Origin of the sequence: Trichococcus shcherbakoviae (genome assembly GCF_963666195.1) — a bacterium.
Lineage (GTDB): Bacteria > Bacillota > Bacilli > Lactobacillales > Aerococcaceae > Trichococcus > Trichococcus shcherbakoviae.
Window position 1 is genome coordinate 2,750,437 of the sequence record NZ_OY762653.1, and the last position, 23,483, is coordinate 2,773,919.

The window sequence follows — 23,483 nt, forward strand, 5'->3', positions numbered from 1 at the left end:
CTTTTTTTGAATGGTGGCTTCGATTCCGCAACCAGCGGATGCCTCGGAGCAGCAGTTGCCGGAAAGCTTTTCGTATCGAACAAAAATAGAGTATAATAAGATTTATCGTGGTAATCGTGCCATCTTGAACGTTCAGAAATCACAAGGAGGGATAGGGATGAAATTTTCCATCAAAGTAGTATCACTTTTCATTTTGTTCACTTTCATAGCCTATACACTCCCTCTCTATGTGGATAACGGGGATCAAACAAGACCGCCTGCAAGCGTTGTGAGGAACGAGCAAGCATCCATTGATGAAAATGAAGGGTATCCTTTGCCTGTGACGGGTTATGAATCCTACATCGGTCAGCCCATTGCTGCCTACACGGCCAAACACGGGGATCCGATACGCGTAGGCAAAGCCTATGGAGACAGCGAATGGTGGATATTCGGAACAAATGCAACTGACTACATCCAAATAGGCGTCAAGGATGATATCATCCGCTCCCTGTATATTTTGGGAAACAAAATCGAAACGGGCATGTACACAATCGGCATGACGCAGGAAAATGTACTCGATGAGGGTTACCTGGCAAGGGATTTTCAACTTACTGTCGGTGATACGCCGTATGAACTGGCATTGTCCAAAAAACAAAAAAAATTAGCGCCATTGATTCAGTTCGAGAATGACAGCTTTGTGATTTTGCTGTTTGACGACGTGACAGAAACGGTTTATGGGATGTACTTCCTTTCGAATGAGGCGCTGCTGGATTTGGAATATTATTCCATCGTTTCAGACGAATCCTATGAAGTCGGACGTGATGACTGGGAACGAAGCGTTGCTGCGGATGAAGAAAATGTACTGCAAATCAAAAGCATTTTAGCTTTACTGCGCGAACGCAGAGGCTTGACTATGTTCCAGGAATCCGAAGAGTTGCTTACGGCTACAGGCGAGCTTATGCCGAGTGAAGCAGGAATCAATGATTTTACCGCGGCCTTCACTTTATCGGATCAACGCATCGAGAAAAAATTAGCGGAAGTTGCCCCGGATACGCGGACGGCCTTTGTTTTTGATGACGATGTCTACAGTGTTCCTGCGCTCTTCCTGAAGGTGCTGCAAGAGGATAACGTGATATTTGATGACTATCTGACGCGCTACGCCGTCGCGGGCAATGAGCATTACCAATTGATCCTTTTGAGCGAGCAGCCGATAGAACCATAAAAAACGGTTGAGTCGCCCGTCGTTTCAAGCTATACTAAAAAGTAGACATCATCAACACATACGAGGCAGGGGAATAAGATGATCATCAATGAAGCGTACTTTGCGTTGGAAGACCAAACATTCCGGCTTGTGGAAGCAATCTGCAGCGGAGAAACTATGTCATCTTATAAGGAAGCAAAGCGTCTTCTGGCAAAAAATGAAGAGGCCAACGCTAAGATAAGGGCATTCAATGAAGCAAAAGAGGCATACGAACGGGTCGAAGCCTACCCTGAATTTGCACCGGATTATGCGGAAATCAAACAACGCGTTTACCAGGCGAAGCGGATCATGGATTTGGATGAATCCGTCTATCGCTTTCGGACAGCGGAACGTGAATTGCAACTGCTTTTGGACAAGGTTTCCGAGCGATTGGCGCATGCCATTTCACCGAATATATTGGTTTCTGCAGGGGACCCATTTTTTCAATCAGGAGAATCAAACATGCCTGCAGCTTGCCAGATACATATTTCCAGTAGGGGGTAAACATATGAGTTTAGAAGTGACCAAAAGGCAGGGCATCGTCGTCTGGGTCTATACCTTGAGACAGATCAAAAATTTGAAAAGATACGGCTATATCCATTATGTTTCCAACAGAATGAAGTATGTCTTATTGTACGTCGACCAAGAAGAGGCACAGGCTACAGCAGAAAAATTGAACAGTCTGCATTTTGTCAGGAAAGTGGAATTGTCGCATCGTCCTGAAATCGACATGACCCTGAAGAATGCTCTTCCTGACAGGAAAGATCGCAGTAATCCTGAATCGGAATACAACGTATCCGCTTTTGAAACGAAGACATATTCTTTTTAGAATGTATATCGAAATAAAAAATATTTGTTTGTAGGTGAGGACAGATGCGAGTTATCGCAGGAGAATACAAAGGACGCAGATTGAAAAGCGTTCCTGGCAGCAATACACGCCCAACGACGGACAAGGTCAAAGAGTCCTTGTTCAATATCATCGGTCCGTTCTTTGATGGCGGAATCAGCTTGGATATGTTTGCAGGCAGCGGTGGCTTATCAATCGAAGCGGTTTCCCGCGGGATAGACAGAGCGGTGTTGTTCGAAAAGAACCGAAAAGCGCTTGATACGATCAAGGAAAACATCGCGGTCACAAAGGAAGCGGAGAAATTCACTATTTATGCAGGGGATGCGCGAAAAAATCTGCGTGTCTTTGCCTCGGAAAATCCGAATACGCAATTTTCTTTGGTCTTCCTTGATCCGCCGTATGCTGAAGAAAAGACAGTGGCTGACATCACTGAAATGATCGCTTTGCAGTTAGTCAACGAAGAAACCGTATTTGTTTGTGAAATGGCAAAGGAGAACACGTTGCCTGAACAGATCGGCCCTTACGGAAAATGGAAGCGTGCCGTTTATGGGACCATCGCTATCGAAATGTTCGACTACTATCAGGAAGGGTGATTCCATGGGGAAAACAGCACTATTTGCAGGGAGTTTTGACCCTTTGACAAACGGGCACATCGATACGATCTCCCGTGCAGCCATTGTTTTCGACGAAATCGTCGTTGCGGTGTCGACCAATACATCCAAGCAATCATTATTTGACGGTGAGCAACGGATTCAGTTGGTTGCCGAAGCTTTGCGTGACTTTCCGAAGGTCCGGGTCATCCGCCATACCGGTGGGCTTACAATCGAAATGGCAAGGGATGTCGGTGCCTGTGCGCTTTTGCGCGGGGTGCGAAACGTAAAGGACTTCGAGTATGAACACAGCATTGCCTCGATGAATAAGCTGCAGGCTCCCGATCTTGAGACGGTGATTCTCTTGTCTTCGGAAAACTATCGTTACCTCAGTTCCAGCCTAATCAAGGAAGTCGCGATGTTCGGCGGGGATGTATCCACCTTGGTGCCGGCCAACATCAACGCCGCTATCCTTCAGAAATTCAAGGATAGCGCGTTCAAGGGGAAAAAAATATCGGAATGAATCGAGCATGTGCATAAGGTTGGGAGAGGAGCCGCTGGTTCTTGTCCCGACCTTTTTATTTTGATGACCAGGTGGATAATTTTTTCGAATGGCTGAATGTTTCTGTGCCTTTTTGCGTATGTTTTCAGTGGATGCGAAAGGAGGGATAGTTTGGATGCTATTCGGGAATGGCTTGCTGGGCATAAACGGGAAGTGATCAGATTTGCTGTTTTGTTTATGTTTCTCGCGGTATGTCTCTTTGGCTTGGGCAGATTGATATCCGGCAATACGGCAGAAACCGACACCGAGTCACTGCAGTTGGATGAAACTTATCTGGCGGCAAGCTCTGTTGAGTCTGATCAGACGCCAGTGCAGCCGCAAGAGTCGGGGCCGGCCCAGGAAATCATCATTGTCGACATCAAGGGGGCCGTAAAAAATCCGGGTGTATACCAAGCTGAGGCTGATATGCGCGTCATTGACATAATTGATTTGGCGGGTGGCTTGAGTGAAACGGCTGATGCCGACACAGTGAATCTGTCCCAGCGCGTGACGGATCAGATGGTGATCTATATTCCTGCAGTCGGGGAAGCAGCCGAGCGGCCGATTGCGGTGCCGGAAAACAACCTGACCGAACAAGAAATCGGAAACGAGGAGGCCGGAACCGAGAAAGTGGACATCAATACGGCAGACGCGGTATTGCTGCAGACATTGAATGGGATAGGTGGAAAAAAAGCTGCGCTCATCATCGCGTACCGTGAGGAGAACGGCTCTTTCCAGACGATCGAGGAAATAATGGAAGTTTCAGGAATCGGTGAAAAAACCTTCGAGGGGTTTAAAAATCTAATCACGGTCGGAGCAAAATAAAATTGAATCAAGGGAGCGGCTCTTGTATACTTAATTTTATATATGGATGGAGGTTACTGCATGGAAAGAATTCCTTGGAATCAATATTTTATGGCACAAAGCGTGCTGCTCTCGCTGAGGAGCACTTGTAAACGCTTGGAGGTAGGGGCAACAATCGTCAGAGACAAACGCATCATAGCCGGAGGATACAACGGAAGTGTTTCCGGCGATGTCCACTGCATCGATGAGGGCTGCTATGTCGTGAACGGGCACTGTGTCCGCACTATCCACGCGGAAATGAATGCGATCCTGCAGTGCGCCAAATTCGGCGCTCAGACACAGGATGCGGAAATATATGTGACACATTTCCCTTGCCTGCAATGCACAAAAATGATTCTGCAGGCCGGCATCAAGAAAATCTACTATTTGGAAGACTACCATAATGACTCCTACGCCGTCCATCTTTTGGATACAATGGACATTCCGTATGAACAAGTTCCCCTCGATCCGGATTATTTTTCTCAATTACTGAAACGAAAAGAACAACCAGATGATGACTCTGCTGCTTGTTGCGGTCATCATGACGACTGACCATTAAAGGTTATCTGCTTTTGCCTGCCTTGCTCGTCTTCCCGTTGACCATTCTTGGTTTTGACGGAACCAACGTTTTCGCATGGGTACTGCTGTTTGCCATTTTTGCGCGCCTTTTCTTTATGCAATCTAAGCTTCTGAACTTCATTGCTGCTGCGGTAGTGACCGCAAGCCTTTTGAGCTTGCTGGTCCACCAGTGGTCAAGTGCATCTGCGTTCTCTGCTCAGGAAGCGGAAGGAATCAGAACAGCTGCGCTGCAGTTGGATCCGAACGACATGCGGATCAACGGCAATCTGTTGACAGGGGAAGCCCTGCTGCAATCGGAAGGCAAGGAAGAAACCGTTTATTTCTACTACACGATCGGAACGGAAGAAGAAAAGTTCAACTGGGAACAACAGCGATTTCCCCAACGGGTCGTGGCCACAGTCCAGTTGGAGAAGCCGGAAGCTGAGAGGAATCTGCATCAATTTGATTTTGAAGATTATCTGAATGCGAAAAGCGTCCATTGGGTCGTTACTGTCGAAGCGATACAGTCCCTAAGTGAGGATCGTTCTTTCTGGTCCTGGCCAAGCAGCATCAGGAGATCCATCATTTTGATGCTGGAAAAATTGCCTGCTGTCCAGACGACCGACTATATTCAAACCATGTTATTCAATCAGTCGCATACTATTGCGGGTGATACCTTGGATGCCTATCGCGGGATCGGTTTATTGCATCTTTTTTCGATTTCCGGCATGCATATCCAGTTGCTGCTGTCTCAGATGCGCTATATCCTTTTGCGGATGAAAGTCAGCCATGAGACTACAAATAAGCTGCTGGTCGTTTTTTTGATCGCTTATGGTGTGTTGACCGGGTGGGGAATCGGTGTCTTCCGAGCTATCTGCACGCATTTTATCCTTTTGATGGGAAAAATCACCGGCCATCGGATTGAAGCGAAAGATGCCTTCGCGCTTACGGTGATGGTTGCTGTTTTTTATAATCCGCTGCTGATTTATTCGGCAAGTTTTCAATTGAGCTATCTTTTGGCGGGAGTATTGTATTTCGTTGCTCCGGTGAGTGCGGAATGGAAACTGAATGGGCTGTTGAAGGATATCTGTTTGACGGCGCTGATGACGATGGTTTCTTTTCCTGTTGTCGCCTATCATTTTTTTGAGGTTTCCTGGCTTGGAATCTTTGTGAATGTGATCTTTTCCTTCTTCTTTTCCTGGCTGCTTTTTCCGCTGTTTTGGTTGTTGTTCTTCGCGGTGCTTTTTTTTCCGGAAGCCCCGTTTCTGGGGGTGCTTTGCGCCGTTTCCGACAACTTGCTCACCCTGTTGGAAACCTTCGCTGGAGCAGCTGCGGATTTGGATTTTGCGTCACTCGTCACAGGGAGACCGCCTGCCTTTTATTTTGCGCTGGTCTGGATCGCCTTGGTGTTGCTCTTGCTGAGCGTTGAAAAGGCACAAAGGGATATCCGTGTGCTCTGTTTCCTGATGGCTGCTGTCGGACTGTTTTCCTTCGCCCACCAGCTGACGGCTTCCGGAAAAGTCGTCATGCTTGATGTGGGGCAGGGGGATGCCATTCTGATCATAACGCCCTTTCATCGTAGTGCCGTGCTGATTGACACGGGAGGCGTGATCACTTTTGAAAGGGAAGCTTGGCAAGTCCGGGAAACAGCGACCACCGCCGGCGAAAAGCTTGTGTCGATAATAAAAGCGGAAGGCGTGAAAAAATTGGACAGGGTCTTTCTGACACATGCCGATCAGGATCATGTCGGTTCGTTGCGGGAACTAGCCGAAGGGTTGCCGATCGATGCGGTTTATTTCCCTAAAGGAGCGGAGGGGAATGCGGCTTTCGCCGCAGTGCTCCTTGAACTGCAAAGCCAGCATCAAGTGGGTCTCTTCCCTTTATTGGGCAAGGTCGATCTAGAGATTGATGCCGATTTTGTTTTTCACATCCTGGCACCTTTAGCGCCGGGTGAAGGCGGAAATGAGGATTCATTGGTCATCCAAACCAGCATAGGCGGTTTGGATTGGTTGTTCACAGGCGATCTCGGAGAAGAAGGTGAAGAGGTGCTGATGCGGACTTATCCTGATCTGAAGACCGATGTCCTGAAAATAGGTCATCACGGCAGCGCAACATCCAGTTCGGAAGGTTTCTTGGATCATGTCCAACCTGAATTGGCCTTGATATCGGCTGGAAAACAGAACCGGTATGGACATCCGGATGCGCAAATACTGGAACGTCTGGAATTGCGGAATATCCCTATATTTCGTACGGATCGACAGGGCGCTATCCACTTTTTGTATGGGTCAGAAGAAACAGAATGGCGAACCATTTTGGAGAACAAAAAATAAAAATGATGAATGGTGGTCCAAACGTGAATTATACAACGGAGATGTCCAAAATAAAAAAAGGTCAGCTTCAGGCGGTCTATTTATTTTTGGGCAAAGAAGATTTTTTTATAGAAGAAGCGAAGCAGCTGTTGCTGCGTACGGTGGTTGACGAAGCCGACAAGGATTTGAATGTCGGCATATTCAATATGGATGGGACGTTGGTGGATCGGGCTCTTGAAGATGCGGAGTCGCTGCCTTTTTTTGGGGAAAGACGTTTGGTCATCATCGAAAACCCGCTGTTTTTGACGGCCGAAAAACCCAAAAATGGGCTGGAGCATGATCTTGGTTGGCTGGAGAGTTATCTCGAGAACCCTTCGCCCTCAACAATTCTGGCTATTTTTGCGCCTTACGAAAAATTGGACAGCAGAAAAAAAATATCGAAACTCTTGGCTAAGAAGGCCGTCACTGTGGATGTTTCTCCTTTAGCGGAAAAAGAAGCCCGCAAATTTTTGGGGGATATGATAAAAAATGAAGGCTATCAGATGGACCGCGACGTACTCGAGTTATTTTACGAGCGGATCGAAAATCAGCTGTCCCGGGGAATGAGAGAGTTGCCTAAGCTGTTTCTCGCCGGATCTGAAGACAAGAAACTCACAAAACAGATGGTGATCGACTTGATCCCGCGAAATCTGGAACAAAATATTTTTGAATTGGTGACGCAGGTTCTGAACAAGAACACGTATCTGGCCATCCAGATTTACCGGGATCTGTTGCTCCAAAAAGAGGAACCGATCAAAATCAACGCCATCCTTTTAGGGCAATTCCGGCTCTTGCTGCAAGTGAAGCTACTCTCAAAAAATGGGTATCAACAAACCGACATCACCAAAGTATTGAAGATCCATCCTTATCGTGTCAAACTTGCTTTCCAACAAGTGAGGAACCTTTCCGAAAAGGTCTTGGCGGATGCTTTTCAGGGATTGGTCGAGACGGAATACAACATGAAGACAGGGCAGGGGCTGAAGGACATACAATTTGAGCTGTTTCTGATCCGCTACGCAAACGCAATGCCCAAACAGTGAAACGATCAGAAAAGCGGAACGGGTTCGCTCAGGCCTGAAAGAAATTTAGGAAATCGTGCCATGCAACGTTCCCTACGGTCACCTTGTACTGGGACTCTAAGGGATGAATCCCTAAGACTCCCATGCAACTGAGCATCGTAGAGCGCAATAGGTACGATTTATCTAATTTCCGAAGGGCTTACCCGTGAAGCTGGACATCATTTTGGATGCGTGAAATAAGTTGCAAATCAGTTTAACACCTGCGGTGATACGCTTCTTAGTTTGATAAGTTATACAAATTACTTTACATACGAAAAAGGCCGAAGACAGACCAGTTGAACTGGTCTGTCTTCGGCCTTACGTTTTGAAGTCTCTTAAATCAAAAAATTATTTTGCTAATTTTTTAGTTAAACGAGAAATGTCGCGAGACGCTTTGTTTTGATGAATTAAGTTTTTAGAAGCTGCTGAATCGATAGATTTAACTGCTGCCTTTAATAATTCTTCGCTATTTTCAGCGCCTTCTGCTACTGCAGCTTCAAATTTCTTGATAGCTGAACGCATAGCACTCTTTTGAGCGTTGTTTTTTAGGTTAGCTTTTTCGCTAGTGCGAACACGTTTGATTGCTGAATCGATATTTGGCATTGGGTTCACCCCTCTTTCCTTATTTCTATAACTATTAGGCTGTTTTGCCAACATGCCATATTATACATAATTTTCGAGGGTTGTGCAATAAAAAATGAAAGAGATTCCCTTTTTAATCACTGCTGCCCGGAATTCCGGGATGCTTTATTTGAAATTGTTGGGTCAAAATCGTGTAAGGCCATGCCAAAAGCTCCAAAGTGTACGAAAGTATGTTTGGGTGGTAAAATAGTTTTAAAAGTAAGTGAAGAGGTGAATCATCCAGATGAAAGATCAATTTGAATTAGTTTCTCCATACCAGCCAAGTGGTGATCAGCCGGAAGCCATCAAAGAGCTCGTCGACGGCTTGAATCTGGGAAGACGGGCGCAGACCTTGTTGGGCGCGACCGGGACCGGCAAGACTTTCACGGTAGCAAACGTCATCCAGCAAGTAAACAAGCCGACGCTTGTCATTGCACACAACAAAACGTTGGCTGGGCAATTGTATGGCGAATTGAAGGAATTTTTCCCGAACAATGCCGTCGAATATTTTGTGAGTTACTATGACTATTATCAACCCGAAGCGTATGTTCCCTCCAGTGACACTTATATAGAGAAAGAATCCAGCGTAAATGATGAAATCGACAAACTGCGTCATTCCGCAACCAGTTCCTTGCTGGAAAGGCGTGACGTTATTGTTGTGGCTTCCGTATCCTGCATCTATGGTCTGGTGAATCCCTTGGACTATAAAGAGCATACCTTATCTTTGCGGCAAGGGATGGAGATGGAGCGGAATGAACTGCTGCGCAGGTTGGTGGAAATGCAGTTTGAACGCAATGATATCGATTTTAGGCGCGGTTCTTTCCGTGTGCGCGGGGATGTGGTCGAAATTTTTCTGGCATCCCGCGACAACGAGGCGATCCGTGTCGAATTTTTTGGGGATGAAATCGATCGGATCAGGGAAGTCGATGTGTTGACCGGAGAAATCAAGAACGACGTCGAACATTTCCCCATTTTTCCGGCCACTCACTTCGTGGCTAATGAAGAAAAGACTTTGCATGCAGTCGATATGATCCGGGCAGAATTGAAGGATCGCCTCAAAGTGCTGCGTGAAGAAAACAAACTGCTGGAAGCCCAACGCTTGGAACAGCGCACCAACTACGACATGGAAATGTTGATGGAAATGGGATACTGCAACGGAATCGAAAACTATTCCAGGCACATGGATGGACGCGCTCCTGGAGAGCCACCATACACGCTGCTTGATTTTTTCCCGGATGATTATTTGACAGTCATCGACGAGTCGCACATCACGATGTCGCAAATACGCGGCATGTACAACGGAGACCGTTCACGGAAAGAACAGCTGGTGGCATACGGCTTCCGTCTGCCGAGCACCTTGGATAATCGCCCGTTGATGTTGAAGGAATTCGAGGAACGGGTCAACCAGATCCTTTATATTTCAGCGACACCGGGACCATACGAATATGAACAAAGCCCTTATGTTTCCCAACAGATCATCCGTCCGACCGGCTTGTTGGATCCGATTGTGGAAGTGCGTCCGATCAAAGGCCAGATCGATGATCTGATCAGTGAAATCAATTTGCGCGTCGAACGCAATGAACGGGTATTCATCACTACGCTGACGAAGAAGATGTCGGAAGATTTGACCGATTATCTGAAGGAAGTTGGCATCAAAGTCAATTATCTGCACAGTGAAATCAAAACGATGGAGCGCGCGGAAATCATCCGCAAGCTCAGATTGGGAGAATTTGATGTATTGATCGGCATCAATCTTTTGCGGGAGGGGTTGGATGTTCCCGAGGTTTCCCTTGTTGCCATCTTGGATGCCGACAAAGAAGGCTTCCTGAGGAGCGAACGCTCGCTTGTCCAGACGATCGGCCGGGCTGCCCGCAATGAGAACGGGAAAGTCATCATGTATGCAGACCGCATAACAGATTCCATGGAGCGGGCCATAAATGAAACGAACAGGCGACGTGCGACGCAGGAAGCCTACAACATTAAGCATGGCATCACGCCGAAAACGATCATCAAAGAAGTCCGTGACCGCATCAGCATCTCGCACACGCCAGAAGATGCAGAAGGGGATGTCAGCATTTTGAGCGTCTATAAGGCGATGACGATGGAACAACGCCGCGAAGCGCTCGATCAACTGGATAGGGAAATGAGGGAAGCCGCCAAAGCCCTCAATTTTGAAAAAGCGGCAGAAATCCGTGACATGGTATTGGAGCTGAAAGCCGAATACAAAGGTTTATAAAAAAGTGATTTTCACTTGCAATCGGTAAGGAATTACGTTAAACTGTTCCATGTATTATATATACGACCTTCAACTTGGTTAAACGAATCACCAACGTTTTACTCAGTTAAAGGTAACTTTATGAAAGAGGTGAAAAAAATGGCAATTTCAAAAGAACTTAAAAATGAAATCATCAAAGAATACGCTATTCACGAAGGAGATACTGGATCCCCTGAAGTGCAAATCGCAGTTCTTACATATGAAATCAACCACTTGAACGAGCACGCACGCGTTCATAAAAAAGACCACCATTCTTACCGTGGCTTAATGAAAAAAGTTGGACACCGTCGTAATTTGTTGGCTTACTTGCGTAACAAAGACGTTCCCCGCTACCGTGAACTAATCCAAAAATTAGGCTTACGTCGTTAATTTCGTGGCTAAGATATATGAAGCGAGATTCCACTGTGAATCTCGCTTATTTTTTGGGATTTTTCGGACAATGAGTGCAAAAATGCTGAGCAATCAGCTATAATGGAATGAGGCTCCCGCTCTACAGACCGCTACTATACAAATGTGAGCTTATAGTCATCAGTAGGTTGACATTTGTTTAGTAGTTGGTAGATGGGAAGCATCGCAAAAGGAGAATGATAACATGTCAGAAAAAAAAGTGTTCCAAATGGACTGGGCAGGTCGTTTGCTGCAAGTCGAAATCGGCCAATTGGCTAAGCAAGCCAATGGTGCGGTATTGGTGAGATACGGAGATACCGTTGTGCTGACGGCTGCTGTAGGTTCAAGAGAACCAAAAGATACCGATTTCTTCCCATTGACTGTGAACTATGAAGAAAAAATGTATTCAGTCGGTAAAATACCTGGAGGATTCATCAAGCGTGAAGGCCGCCCAAGTGAAAATGCAACGTTGACGGCGCGTTTGATCGACCGTCCGATCCGCCCGATGTTCCCTGAAGGATTCCGTAACGAAGTACAGATCACAAACGTTGTCATGTCAGTTGAACAGGATTGCGCGCCTGAAATGGCTGCTATGTTCGGTTCCTCGTTGGCATTGGCGATTTCCGACATTCCGTTCTACGGACCGATCGCTGGAGTCAATGTAGGCCGCGTGGATGGCGAATATGTATTGAATCCTACCGCTCCACAGAATGAAGCATCCGATATCGAATTGACCGTTGCTGGTTCAAGAATTGCCATCAACATGGTTGAGAGCAGTGCTGCAATGGTTAATGAAGAAGATATGCTTGGAGCATTGATGTTCGGCCACAAAGCGATCCAAGAATTATGCGATTTCCAAGATAAAATTGTAGCTGAAGTCGGCAAGGAAAAAATGACAGTCAAACTTTTATCTTTGAATCCTGAACTTGTAGCCGAAGTTACCGCTGCTTATGGCGAAAAAATGACGGCAGCGATCATGACAGAAGAGAAATTGGCTCGTGAAGCCGCTATTGAAGATGTGAAAGCTGAAGCAATCGTGTTCTTCAACGAAAAGTATCTGGATGACGCCAACTTTGCAAAAATCTCCAAAGAAGTCCGCCAAATCGTGGAAGACATGGAAAAAGACGAAGTGCGCCGTTTGATCACAGTCGATAAAATCCGTCCTGATGGCCGTAAAATCGACGAGATTCGTTCGTTGGCTTCAGAAGTCGGTTTATTGCCGCGCGTGCACGGTTCCGGCTTGTTCACGCGTGGACAGACGCAAGCGTTGTCCACTTGTACATTGGCTCCGCTGGGCGAACATCAGATCATCGATGGCCTGGGTCTGGTAGACAGCAAACGATTCATCCACCATTACAATTTCCCGCAATTCTCGGTCGGCAGCACCGGAAGAGCAGGAAGCCCTGGACGCCGCGAAATCGGCCATGGTGCTTTGGGTGAACGCGCATTGAAACAAGTCATCCCGACTGAAGCCGAGTTCCCATACACAATCCGTTTGGTTTCGGAAGTATTGGAATCCAATGGGTCCTCTTCACAAGCAAGCATCTGCGCCAGCACGTTGGCAATGATGGATGCCGGTGTACCGATCAAAGCGCCAGTAGCGGGTATCGCGATGGGCTTAGTGATGGAAGGCGAAAACTACACAGTCTTGACTGACATCCAAGGACTTGAAGACCACCTGGGCGACATGGACTTCAAAGTTGCCGGAACAAGCGAAGGCATCACTGCCTTGCAGATGGACATCAAAATCCAAGGAATCACAGAACAAATCCTGACTGAAGCCTTGATGCAAGCGAAAAAAGCGCGGATGGAAATCCTTGCTGAGCTGACAAGCACAATTGCAGCGCCTCGCGAAGAGTTGTCTCAATATGCTCCGAAGATCGAAATGATGCAAATCAAACCTGATAAGATCAAAGTCGTCATCGGTAAGGGCGGAGATACGATCAACAGCATCATCGAAGAAACCGGCGTGAAGATCGACATCGACCAAGACGGTAACGTGAGCATCGCTTCAGCTGATACTGCGATGATTGCCCGCGCTAAACAAATCATCGAAGAGTTGACGCATGAAGTGAAGGTCGGCGAAATCTACGAGGGCACTGTAAAACGCATCGAAAAATTCGGCGCATTCGTCGGAATCACAAAAGGCAAAGACGGCATGGTCCATATTTCCGAATTGGCCAACGAACGTGTCAAAGAAGTCGAAGACGTCCTAGCCATCGGCGACAAAGTCAAAGTCAAGGTCATCGAAGTCGATAGACAAGGCAGAATCAATCTTTCCCGTAAAGCACTATTGACTAAGGAAGAAAAATAATCTGCTTATAACAGAATAATACTTTCCGCAAAGAACAGGCATAACCTTCACAAAAAGGCGATGCCTGTTCTTTTTGCTGACAGTATTTAAGGTCAGTGCCCGTAAGAAAGCTTGTCAAAATTATTCTAAGAATCCTGACAAATAGAGTAATATTGATTAATAATAGATTTTAATATTAAATCAATGAATTTTTTCCATAAAAGCGTTATTATAGTGTAAAGAGAAACAAATTTTTACGGCTACATTTTCTGGATATATTCTCTGATTATATCGTCCGTGTTAATGTAAGCGCTTTAAATGTTCTTGTGACCTCATCATTCCCTTGTGTGCAATCTCCAGTAAAGTCAAATAATGGCTCCAATTTCGCCTCCAAGACTCTTTTATATTAAAATTGTGGCTATCGCGAAGCTTCCATGTAAGCTTTTATTACAAATAATGGTATTATCAGAGAACAAAATAAAACAGTAAAGGATGAGTGCAATGGCGTCAGAATCTATTTTCTCACAAGGTCAAATGCCGACGCTCAAGGAAGTGTTGGCCTCAAGGGAACAACGTGCCTTTTTTGAAGAAGAAATCAGCAAGACGAACGCAAACCAGACGTTGATTTCCCTTAAATGCAATATTCCTGGACCCGTCAAGTATAATGCCATCGTAAGGCAGATTTCTGAAATCGGCATCCAAGAAGTCAAAAATGCGATCCAAACAAATAAATGGAAAGTCACCTATGAAAAATTGATGGATTTGGATACAGGCCCGGAATACTTTGTTGTCGTCGATACCTATCCGACCACCGTGAAGCAAGCAGCCATCATGATAGAAGACGGCAGTTTGCTCGGCCAGCTATTCACGATCAGCGTGTTTTATCTGGAAGAAGGCAAAATGATCGAGGTGCAGCGAATGGAAATAGGCTATGAACCGAGAACGTGCATGATTTGTGGGGACGAAGCATTCGAATGCGAAAACGCGAATGTGCACAGCAGGGAAGAAATCCAGAAAAAAATCGAATCGATTCTGCAGGAAGATGGAAGAGTCCATTTGGATTAAGAAACCTAGTTGATTTATTGCATCCAGAAAATCCGCGAAATCATCGGAAACAACAAAATAGTCAACATTCAGCATTCCAAACAGAGAGCCCAGGCGGGGTTTCTGCGTGGAATGTTTTTTTTGATAATTAAAAAATAGATTAAAAAATTCTAATAAAGTATGGTAAAATGCTTAAGTGAAGGATATCCAAATCCTAAAAAATAGATAGTACAGAAAATGAATGAGTGAGGGATCAATGATGAAAGAGTATAATGTTGCCATTGTAGGTGCTACGGGTGCTGTTGGAGAAAAAATGCTGGGCTTGTTGGAGAAGGCTTCTTTTCCGATAAAAAGTTTGAAGCTGTTGGCTTCTAAACGGTCTGTAGGCAAAGTGAAGACTTTCCGAGGACAGGAACTGCAGATTGAAGAAACGACTGATGACTCATTTGAAGGCATCGATATTGCCTTATTCAGCGCTGGGGGCGGCATCACGAAACAATTCTCCCCTGCAGCGATCAAAGCTGGAGCCATCGTCATCGACAATACGAGTGCTTTTCGTATGGATCCGGAAACGCCATTGGTTGTTCCTGAAGTGAATCCGGAAGACTTGCGCAAACACAAAGGGCTGATCGCTAATCCAAACTGCTCCACTATTCAGATGGTTGTGGCTTTGCAACCGATCCGCGAAAAATTTGGTTTGGATCGCGTCATCGTTTCCACGTACCAAGCGGTAAGCGGAGCTGGCCTGCATGCTTTGGAAGAATTGAAAGCTCAAACCCAAGCTGTCCTGAACGGTGAAGAGCCGGTTGCGAAGATCTTGCCTTGTGGTGGCGATAAGAAGCATTTCCCGATCGCATTCAATGCTTTACCGCAAATCGATGTGTTCAGCGAAGGCGGCTACACGTATGAAGAGTGGAAAATGATCAATGAAACCAAAAAAATCATGGGCGACAAGGACATCAAAGTCTCTGCAACCTGTGTGCGCATCCCTGTAATGTCCGGACACTCGGAATCCGTCTATTTTGAAGTGGACGATAAAAACGTTTCTGTCGCAGATATCTGGGAAGTGCTGAAAGATGCTCCAGGAGTTGTGCTTCAGGATGACACAGCTAATCAAGTCTATCCTACCGCCCGCGAATCAGTCGGAAAGAATGAAACATTTGTCGGACGTATCCGTAAGGATGTGGATGTCGACAATGGGTTCCATATGTGGGTTGTTTCGGATAACCTGTTGAAGGGCGCTGCTTGGAACTCTGTGCAGATCGCTGAAAAAATGATCGAAATGGGCCTACTGTAAAATTTTTGAGTGCGGATGAGCAAGTCCGCGTCAACTGAAGAATCGGATATGACAGGACCTGTCAAGGGATGGATCGGGAAGGGTGTTTGGTGAAAACATCGTTCCCGGTCTGTTCCTTTTGGCAGGTCTTTTTTGCACTTTCAGAAAACCGGAACAGAAACTGAAGCAAATGCTACAATTTTGCCGATAATCATGTATAATATAACAGAGAGGATATCGGTCACGTTTAGCCGGATGCGAAGAAAACGCATTCGCTTGTAGACCCTGAAGGCAGTTCGGCAAAGCAGCAGCGCTGATTTTCAGGGACGAAAATACGGAGAAAGGCATTCAAACGATCAAAATAGATAACAGCATAGAAAGCTGAAAAATAAGAGGTGGTACAATGAGTAAAGTAAGAATAATTTCTCTTGGAGGTGTGAGAGAAAGCGGTAAAAACATGTATTTGGTGGAAGTGGACGATTTAATTTTTGTATTGGATTGCGGTCTGCTCTATCCAGAAAACGAATTGTTGGGAATTGATGTTGTCATCCCAGATTTCACGTACCTGGAGGAAAACAAAAATAAGATAGCAGGTATTTTCCTGACGCATGGTCATGCGGATGCTGTAGGAGCATTGCCTTATTTACTGCAGAATATCGATGCACCTGTGTTCGGTACAGGTTTGACGATTGCGCTGGCTAAACTGGCGGTTGAGTCAACCGGATTGGCTACAGGCTTTGAGGATTACCATGTCATCGATGAGAACACTGAAATTGAATTTGAAAACACAAGCGTCCGGTTCTTCAGAACCACGCATACCATCCCTGATTCTGTAGGGATTTGTGTGAAGACGGAAGAAGGCAGTGTCGTCTATACAGGTGACTTCAAGTTTGATCAAAGCGCATCCCCGATGTATCGGACTGATTACGGCAAAATTACGGATATCGGCGAAGGCAAGGTATTGGCGCTATTGAGCGATTCCGGAGATGCCGAATCAACTACGGAAAATGTCAGCGACCGCAAGATTGAGGAAGAAATGCTTGATACCTTCATCAATGCTGAGGGACGCATCATCGTGTCCTGTGTCGCAAGCAACATTTTGCGCATTCAGCAAGTTTTTGATGTCGCTCTCCGAGCTAATCGCAAGATCTTTTTGACAGGACCGACTTTGGTTGAAACAGTCGATGTCGCCATGAAACTAGGGAAACTAGTCTTGCCGACTCCCGATCTGCTTGTGAACGTAAAAAACATCAATGATTACCGTGATGGTCAAGTCTTGGTTCTGGAAACCGGCAACAGCGGTGAACCATTGGAAGCATTGCAACGGATGTCCAAAGGCAGACATAAGCAAGTGAACCTTAAAGAAGGCGATTTGGTTTACATCACGACTACGCCTTCCACAGCGATGGAAACAACAGTCGCGAAAACCAAGAATCTGATTTACCGCGCCGGTGCCTCAGTGCGGGAAATATCGGGAACATACAAAGCATCCGGACATGCTTCGCCGAACGATCTGAAATTGATGATCAACCTGCTAAGACCTACGTATTTCGTGCCTGTCCAAGGCGAGTACCGGATGCAGGCTGCACATGCCCAGTTGGCGAATGAAGTCGGCATTCCGTTCAAAAACATATTCATCCCCGGAAAAGGCGACGTCATCGAATATGCGAAAGGCCGTATGAGTATGACAGGGCAGGTCCCAGCCGGGAATGTACTGATCGATGGAATCGGCGTCGGCGATATCGGCAATATTGTCCTGCGCGACCGCAAACTGTTGTCGGAAGATGGCATCTTCGTTGTCGTTGTGACGATCTCCAGAAGATTGAACAAAATTTTGTCAGGTCCGGAAATTGTTTCGCGCGGTTTCGTCTACATGAAGGCGAGCGAAGAGCTCGTCAAGGAAAGTTCGAATATCGTCCGGGAAGTAGTGGAAGACAATCTGCATACGAAAGACTTTGATTGGGCCAAGTTGAAACAAGAGATACGTGATTCGTTGAGCCGTTATCTTTTTGAGAAGACGAAGCGCAAACCGGTCATTTTACCGATCATCATGGAAGCATCCAATTATCAGAAGAAGAGCTGATGCCCGTTTGCCGGATAGGCAATGAAACGGATCGTTGTTGAAAAGGAGAGATTCATCTTTATGGGTTCTAATAGTACGAAGGCTTGGGTCGAGGCAGCTCTGTTTGCTGTCCTCGCGATCGCCTTGGCATATGTGGTCATGCCATTTGGAGAATACACTATTGTTTTTGCTTTGTTGCCGTTGCTTTTCGTTTCCCTCCGCAGAGGAATATTGCTTGGACTGGTTTCAGGAACGCTGACCGGCCTCGTTCTGATTATGCTCAAAGGAGAGGGAATGGATGTTGCCGCAGATATCCTGACCCAAGCGGCGCCATTCGTTTTCGTGGGCATCGCCGGTTTTTTCGCGAAGTTCACGCAACGCACGTTGAACAATAAACGTTTCCCGAATGCAGCCTTGAATATAGTGACGGCATCCTTTTTCGGAACGCTTGTCTATTTTGTTTGGGCGCTGATTTCGGACATATTCCTCAGCGAGGAAGCAGTTCCTGCTGGCGTTTCTGCCTTTGCGCATTTCCTTCCGGGACAGGCGTTATCGTTTGCGGCAACTTTTGGCGTCAGCGCAGTTGTTCTGGTGTTGATCGCAAAATTCGCTCCTAAAGCGTACATTCCAAAAGGCAGCCGTTTCTTGAGCAGAAAAGAAAAATCGAAACTATTAAATGATTAAAAAATAGAAGGCGAAGGACGGATTTTAATTATCCGGACTTCGCCTTTCTGTTTTTGTGTGCTCGTGTGCTATCATGAGGGAGTAACATGTTTTGTCATTATGTTGATTTGGAGTGGTCATATGAGTATTTGGTCAATGATATTTACGGCAATCATCATTTTAAATACAATCGGTGCAATCATCACCGTCTTCAAAGAAAAAAGAGACGTTGCTGCCACTTGGGCATGGTTGTTGACGTTAAACCTGCTTCCGGTGGCGGGTTTCATCATCTATCTCTTTATAGGGAAAAAGATGTCAAAAGAAAACATCTATGATATGCGCACGCAAAAAAGCTTGGGTATGTCCCAGTTGGCGAAGGTCCAGATTGAGATGCTGGAGGATGAAGATTTGGCGCAAGGTTTGGTCGAAACCGACTATGCACAAAAAACAGCCATCCTGTTCCTGGAAAGTGATGAATCCATTTTGACTAAGGGGAACAAACTTGAAATATTCAAGACCGGTGAAGGTGTGTTTGATGCGCTCGTTCAGGACATCTACAAAGCTGAAGATCATGTGCATATGCTTTATTACACTTTTCGCTCAGACGAGTTGGGGAAACGCATTCTGGCGGCTTTGGAAGACAGGGCAGCAGCCGGTGTGGAAGTTCTGGTCGTTTACGACGCGATGGGTTGCAGAGGGAACGACCCAAGATTTTTCAAAAACCTTGAAAAATTAGGCGGAAGGACGGAAGTATTTTTTGGGTCAAAAATACCTTTCGTCAACTTGCGGATGAATTATCGTAATCACCGCAAAATAATGGTGGTGGACGCCAAAGTTGCTTATCTTGGCGGTTTCAATATCGGCGATGAGTATTTGGGGAAAGGCGAACTCGGTGAATGGCGGGATACGCATATGAAGATAGAAGGCAATGCGGTCCTGACGCTTCAAAGCCGATTCTTCATGGATTGGAATGCAGTTGCCAAGCCCAAGAATCGGAAAGATTATGCAGAGGCCTATTTCCCGATTGCCGATAAAAAAGGCGATACAGCCATGCAGATTGTGGCAAGCGGGCCGGATGACGAAGATCAGACCATCAAAATGGGTTTCTTGAAGATGATCAGCCAAGCCAAAGAATCGATCTACATACAGACACCTTATTTTATACCTGATGAGAGTCTGCACGAAATGCTCAAAATTGCGGCTTTATCCGGTGTAAGCGTCAAAATCATGATCCCTTCGAAGCCGGATCATCCTTTCGTCTACCGGGCAACGGAATATTTTTCCAAAGACATCATAGAGTACGGTGCTGAAGTCTATATGTACCAGAACGGTTTCCTGCATTCAAAGGTGATGGTGGTCGACGATGAAATTGTATCGTTAGGCACGGCAAATATGGATGTACGCAGCTTCAAACTGAATTTTGAGATCAATGCCTTTATTTACGATCGTGAAGTGGCCGCGGAATTGATTGCGAATTTTGAAGAAGATCAGGAAAAGTGCATACGCGCAACTCATGATTACTTCGCGAAACAATCGAAAGGCCGGAAATTCAAGCAGGCTTTTTCCAGATTGCTTTCGCCGATACTTTAGGCAGTGCGCGTGATTGAAATGAACAAACGAGGACAAGGCCATCCCATCTGCAACGGGAGGCCTTGTCCTCTATTTATTTTATGAATACTCCATAGTTCGAAGTGAATTAACCAAGTTGGATGGCCAAGATTTGACTGATGTTGAGCAGGTAAGTGACTTTTTTATCGGCGGTTGTGAACATGACCTGCCTTTTCGGGGTTACGCGGGAATTGAACTTGCCCCAGACCAGTGTTCTTGTATATGATTTCGGTCCCTGCTTTTCTTCGATCACAACATACACAGGGGTGTGATTTTCAAAGGCTTGATTAGCGAAACGGACAACCTGATGGATCGGCATCACTTTATCCAGGATGGCTTCATTGATGGATTGGACGGATGATAGTGGGCGCAGGTATGCTTTCTTGGAAGGAGTTTCATTATTATTGGATACAGGATAGATGTAGTTTTGCATATTGGTTCCTCCGAACATGTGTTTGTCTTGTAACTCTATTATAAGAACATCTGTTCTTTTTTGCAAGCTATTTATTTTGCGCTCAAGAAAATTTCAGGACAGCACTCATGCAACTCAACCTGCAGTTTTGTCGTTTCGGCTGCAAATGGCCCAAAAATCCCACGTTATCAAGTAAAGTAGAGTCATGAAAAAAACGTGTTGGCCAAAAATTAACTTTGAAGGAGGAAAAAAAGATAGTTTCATTGCTTGGAGGAATCACCGTAAAAATAAGCTGCAAAAGTGACTCCACGAGGAGGGCTTGCATTGATGCCTGCTTCTTGGGGATTTTTGTTCACAAAATGTTCATTTAACTTTTTTAAAGAAATTTCAGAAAGTTTCTTCCTATTAATGAAACCGCATTGATTGTTGAAACCGCTGAAAATGGCGTTCAAATAGATTTGAACGGCCGTTACAATAACTGTATAATGAAAATACTGATTGGAAAAAAACTTTTTTCCTAAGGATAATCAAATGAGGGACGGAGGTGGAATGAAAGATGCAAATATTTGATGAAGTTAAAAAGATTGAGCAGGAAGCAACGGATCTGGAATTGGATTACCAGAACAAGCTGCGCAAACTGGAACAGAACACGCAAGATAAAATAGGCGAGATGAAAAGGAATATCGAAAAGGAATTAGCCACTTTTCAATCCGAAGAACTTGCGCAAAAATCAGAGCAACTGGCAATTCTCAAGAACGCTTCCGCAGAAAGTGAAAAATCGGAAATCGAGAAGTTGCAGACTCGGTTTAAAGCGAAAGAAGAAGAACTTGTGAATGCCGTAATTGGGGAGGTGATGAGGAAATATGGCAATCGCTAAAATGAAAAAAGTTACTCTCATTTCTTTTCACGAAAAAAAAGAGCAGCTATTGACGGCTATCCAGACATTGCAAAGCTTAGAAGTCATCGATTTGCCTGCTGCAAAAGAAAATTTGCAATCCTTATCGCCTAAAGAACGAGAGTCAATTGAGCAAAACATCAAGAAGACCGAAAGTTATCTGGAAAATGTCACGGAAGCCTTATCTTTTTTGAAGTCGTATCTGAAGAAAGAGTCTTTGATCAAACAGTATACAATCCCTAGACAATCCTTGTCTTTGGAAGAACTGGAAAAGGCTGTGGGCGAATTTTCTTCCGACAATGTTCTGGATAAAGTGTTGGGTCTGAAAGCCGAACAGAAGAAACTCGAAGATGCTAAAAAACATCTTTATGAACAAGAGGATTTCCTGCTTTTATGGAAAAAATTATCATTCAATCCGAGAGATACAGCAGCATTTGAACATATCGCGGTCAAAGTGGGCACGATTCCTCAGACGCTCTCCAACGATTACATCACAAACGTGACTTCCAACCCCTTGGTCTATACGGAAGAAATCTTCCAGAACAAAGAATCATTTGGAACGGTGATTTTCTATGATCCGTCAAAAGTTACTGATGTAAACGCTTTGTTGGACAGCAATCATTTCCAAGCTTTAACGTATGAGTATGATTTGCCGCCTGCAGAGGCATTGGCGGATGTTCAAAGCCGTATTCAGGATAACCGTGAAGCAAACAAACAGTTGTTGGCGGATCTTTCCGACATGAAAGCAGAAGAGTGGCAGTTAATGCTACTGTCCGAGTTTTATTATGCAAAACTGCAGCGGATCAAAAGCCAACAATTGTTGGTCAATGAGAAACATCTCTTCGTTATCCAAGGATGGCTTGAGGAAGATAAAGTCAAAGAAATCAAGCTGGCGTTGACTGATACTGTTGCTGAGAATGAGTACGCACTGACGGTTGATGATGCTGATGATTCGGATATTTCGGCCATTCCAACCGTTTTGAAGAACAATAAGCTGGTCACTCCTTTTGAGAGTATCACGGCCATGTACAGTTTACCGAAATATGACGAAATAGACCCCACACCACTATTGACGCCTTTCTATCTCTTGTTCTTCGGAATGATGATTGCGGATGTCGGGTACGGTCTGTTGCTCCTTATCGGAACATTACTGGCATTGAAGTTCCTGAACTTCAATAAAGGCATGCGCACAAATCTGCTGTTCTTTCACATCCTGTCCTATCCAGCCATCTTGTGGGGATTGGTCTACGGCTCTTTCTTCGGTCTTGAATTGCCGATTGTGCTACTGTCCACGAGCGATGATGCCAACACGATCCTGTTGATATCGGTTGTGTTCGGGGTTGTTCAGATTATGTTCGGTTTGGGAATCAAGACTTATTTATCCTTGCGCGACAAAGATCCGCTGGGTGCGATTTCCGGCAGCATCGGCTGGCTGGGGATTTTTGTGGGTCTCATTTTTATCCTGTTCGGGAAGATGCTATTCCCGAGCCAAGTGCTTGTGACAGTGGGTGCTGCAGTTGCCATCACTAGTGCGGTCGCGATTGTGCTGGCAACGGCAATGGCCTCGGACAACAAAGCGTTGGGGGCAGGCGCCGGTTTGTACAATCTGTACGGTATCACAAGCTACATCGGCGACATCGTCAGTTATACCCGTTTGATGGCCTTAGGCGTATCCGGGGGAAGTATAGCGGTAGCTTTTAACATGATCATCGACTTTATGCCGATATGGGCAAGGTTCACTATCGGTGCTGTATTGTTTGTTTTGTTGCACACTATCAACTTCGGCTTGTCCATGCTGAGTGCCTATGTGCACGGTGCTCGTCTAGCTTTTGTCGAGTTTTTCGGCAAGTTTTACGAGGGTGGCGGAAGAGCTTTGGAGCCGTTGAAGACAGAAGAGAAATACATTTACCTAAAAAATAAAAAAGAAGCTTAACTATCGGAGG

Annotated in this window: 21 protein-coding genes; 19 read left to right on the forward strand and 2 right to left on the reverse strand. The window is 45.6% G+C overall.

Annotated elements, in window-relative coordinates; translation table 11 throughout:
* Positions 1-157 precede the first annotated feature (157 nt).
* The 9 genes from ACKPBX_RS13020 to holA all read left to right on the forward strand — a co-directional run bounded on the left by ACKPBX_RS13020 (position 158) and on the right by holA (position 7,986).
* Complete coding sequence (locus ACKPBX_RS13020; RefSeq protein ID WP_160117020.1) at positions 158-1,201, forward strand: CAP-associated domain-containing protein; 1,044 nt, start codon at positions 158-160, stop codon at positions 1,199-1,201.
* 78 nt (positions 1,202-1,279) lie between these two features.
* Positions 1,280-1,723 carry a YlbF/YmcA family competence regulator gene (locus ACKPBX_RS13025; RefSeq protein ID WP_319995595.1) on the forward strand — a complete coding sequence of 148 codons (444 nt, stop codon included), beginning with the start codon at positions 1,280-1,282 and terminating at the stop codon, positions 1,721-1,723.
* Positions 1,724-1,727: 4 nt separating this feature from the next.
* A complete protein-coding gene (locus tag ACKPBX_RS13030) occupies positions 1,728-2,048 on the forward strand; it encodes a YlbG family protein (RefSeq protein WP_106448741.1) in 321 nt (106 codons plus the stop codon).
* A gap of 44 nt (positions 2,049-2,092) precedes the next feature.
* The gene (rsmD, locus tag ACKPBX_RS13035; RefSeq protein ID WP_319995596.1) at positions 2,093-2,659 is read left to right on the forward strand and encodes a 16S rRNA (guanine(966)-N(2))-methyltransferase RsmD; all 567 of its coding nucleotides are present in this window, start codon (positions 2,093-2,095) and stop codon (positions 2,657-2,659) included.
* A gap of 4 nt (positions 2,660-2,663) precedes the next feature.
* Entirely contained in the window at positions 2,664-3,179 is a 516-nt protein-coding gene (coaD, locus tag ACKPBX_RS13040; RefSeq protein ID WP_086628213.1) for a pantetheine-phosphate adenylyltransferase, read from the forward strand.
* A 150-nt stretch (positions 3,180-3,329) separates the two neighbouring features.
* The gene (locus tag ACKPBX_RS13045; RefSeq protein WP_200831739.1) at positions 3,330-4,022 is read left to right on the forward strand and encodes a helix-hairpin-helix domain-containing protein; all 693 of its coding nucleotides are present in this window, start codon (positions 3,330-3,332) and stop codon (positions 4,020-4,022) included.
* 60 nt (positions 4,023-4,082) lie between these two features.
* The gene (locus ACKPBX_RS13050) at positions 4,083-4,592 is read left to right on the forward strand and encodes a ComE operon protein 2 (protein WP_086628212.1); all 510 of its coding nucleotides are present in this window, start codon (positions 4,083-4,085) and stop codon (positions 4,590-4,592) included.
* 20 nt (positions 4,593-4,612) lie between these two features.
* Positions 4,613-6,928 (forward strand): DNA internalization-related competence protein ComEC/Rec2, encoded by a 2,316-nt coding sequence (locus tag ACKPBX_RS13055; RefSeq protein WP_140185976.1) that lies wholly within the window; start codon positions 4,613-4,615, stop codon positions 6,926-6,928.
* Between the two features lie 23 nt (positions 6,929-6,951).
* A complete protein-coding gene (gene holA / locus ACKPBX_RS13060; RefSeq protein WP_319995597.1) occupies positions 6,952-7,986 on the forward strand; it encodes a DNA polymerase III subunit delta in 1,035 nt (344 codons plus the stop codon).
* 366 nt (positions 7,987-8,352) lie between these two features.
* Here the strand turns inward: holA and rpsT are convergent, their stop codons facing one another.
* Positions 8,353-8,607, reverse strand: a complete 255-nt coding sequence (rpsT, locus tag ACKPBX_RS13065; RefSeq protein WP_068562182.1) for a 30S ribosomal protein S20 — start codon at positions 8,605-8,607, stop codon at positions 8,353-8,355.
* Positions 8,608-8,869: 262 nt separating this feature from the next.
* On the opposite strand from rpsT, the gene uvrB reads away from it, so the two are divergent.
* From uvrB to cls, 8 genes are all read left to right on the forward strand, one after another.
* Positions 8,870-10,861 carry an excinuclease ABC subunit UvrB gene (gene uvrB, locus ACKPBX_RS13070; protein WP_119093095.1) on the forward strand — a complete coding sequence of 664 codons (1,992 nt, stop codon included), beginning with the start codon at positions 8,870-8,872 and terminating at the stop codon, positions 10,859-10,861.
* Positions 10,862-10,999: 138 nt separating this feature from the next.
* Positions 11,000-11,269, forward strand: a complete 270-nt coding sequence (gene rpsO / locus ACKPBX_RS13075; protein WP_086628176.1) for a 30S ribosomal protein S15 — start codon at positions 11,000-11,002, stop codon at positions 11,267-11,269.
* Between the two features lie 223 nt (positions 11,270-11,492).
* Positions 11,493-13,601 (forward strand): polyribonucleotide nucleotidyltransferase, encoded by a 2,109-nt coding sequence (pnp, locus tag ACKPBX_RS13080; RefSeq protein ID WP_086628175.1) that lies wholly within the window; start codon positions 11,493-11,495, stop codon positions 13,599-13,601.
* Positions 13,602-14,081: 480 nt separating this feature from the next.
* Positions 14,082-14,645, forward strand: coding sequence for a citrate lyase holo-[acyl-carrier protein] synthase (gene citX, locus ACKPBX_RS13085; RefSeq protein WP_319995598.1), 564 nt, complete (start codon positions 14,082-14,084; stop codon positions 14,643-14,645).
* A gap of 235 nt (positions 14,646-14,880) precedes the next feature.
* Positions 14,881-15,921 (forward strand): aspartate-semialdehyde dehydrogenase, encoded by a 1,041-nt coding sequence (locus ACKPBX_RS13090; protein ID WP_086628173.1) that lies wholly within the window; start codon positions 14,881-14,883, stop codon positions 15,919-15,921.
* A 382-nt stretch (positions 15,922-16,303) separates the two neighbouring features.
* Positions 16,304-17,983 carry a ribonuclease J gene (locus ACKPBX_RS13095; protein ID WP_086628172.1) on the forward strand — a complete coding sequence of 560 codons (1,680 nt, stop codon included), beginning with the start codon at positions 16,304-16,306 and terminating at the stop codon, positions 17,981-17,983.
* Positions 17,984-18,043: 60 nt separating this feature from the next.
* Complete coding sequence (locus ACKPBX_RS13100) at positions 18,044-18,646, forward strand: energy-coupled thiamine transporter ThiT (protein WP_160117016.1); 603 nt, start codon at positions 18,044-18,046, stop codon at positions 18,644-18,646.
* A gap of 120 nt (positions 18,647-18,766) precedes the next feature.
* On the forward strand, positions 18,767-20,215 hold the full coding sequence (gene cls, locus ACKPBX_RS13105) for a cardiolipin synthase (protein WP_086628170.1): 1,449 nt from the start codon (positions 18,767-18,769) through the stop codon (positions 20,213-20,215).
* A gap of 106 nt (positions 20,216-20,321) precedes the next feature.
* Here cls and ACKPBX_RS13110 read toward each other — a convergent pair whose 3' ends face one another.
* A complete protein-coding gene (locus ACKPBX_RS13110) occupies positions 20,322-20,666 on the reverse strand; it encodes a hypothetical protein (RefSeq protein ID WP_086628169.1) in 345 nt (114 codons plus the stop codon).
* A gap of 535 nt (positions 20,667-21,201) precedes the next feature.
* Between ACKPBX_RS13110 and ACKPBX_RS13115 the strand changes: the two genes are divergently transcribed.
* Together ACKPBX_RS13115 and ACKPBX_RS13120 are read left to right on the forward strand one after the other, a co-directional pair.
* On the forward strand, positions 21,202-21,522 hold the full coding sequence (locus ACKPBX_RS13115) for a hypothetical protein (protein ID WP_140185972.1): 321 nt from the start codon (positions 21,202-21,204) through the stop codon (positions 21,520-21,522).
* Entirely contained in the window at positions 21,509-23,473 is a 1,965-nt protein-coding gene (locus tag ACKPBX_RS13120) for a V-type ATP synthase subunit I (protein WP_319995599.1), read from the forward strand. The genes ACKPBX_RS13115 and ACKPBX_RS13120 overlap by 14 nt, the downstream gene beginning before the upstream one ends.
* Positions 23,474-23,483 lie beyond the last annotated feature (10 nt).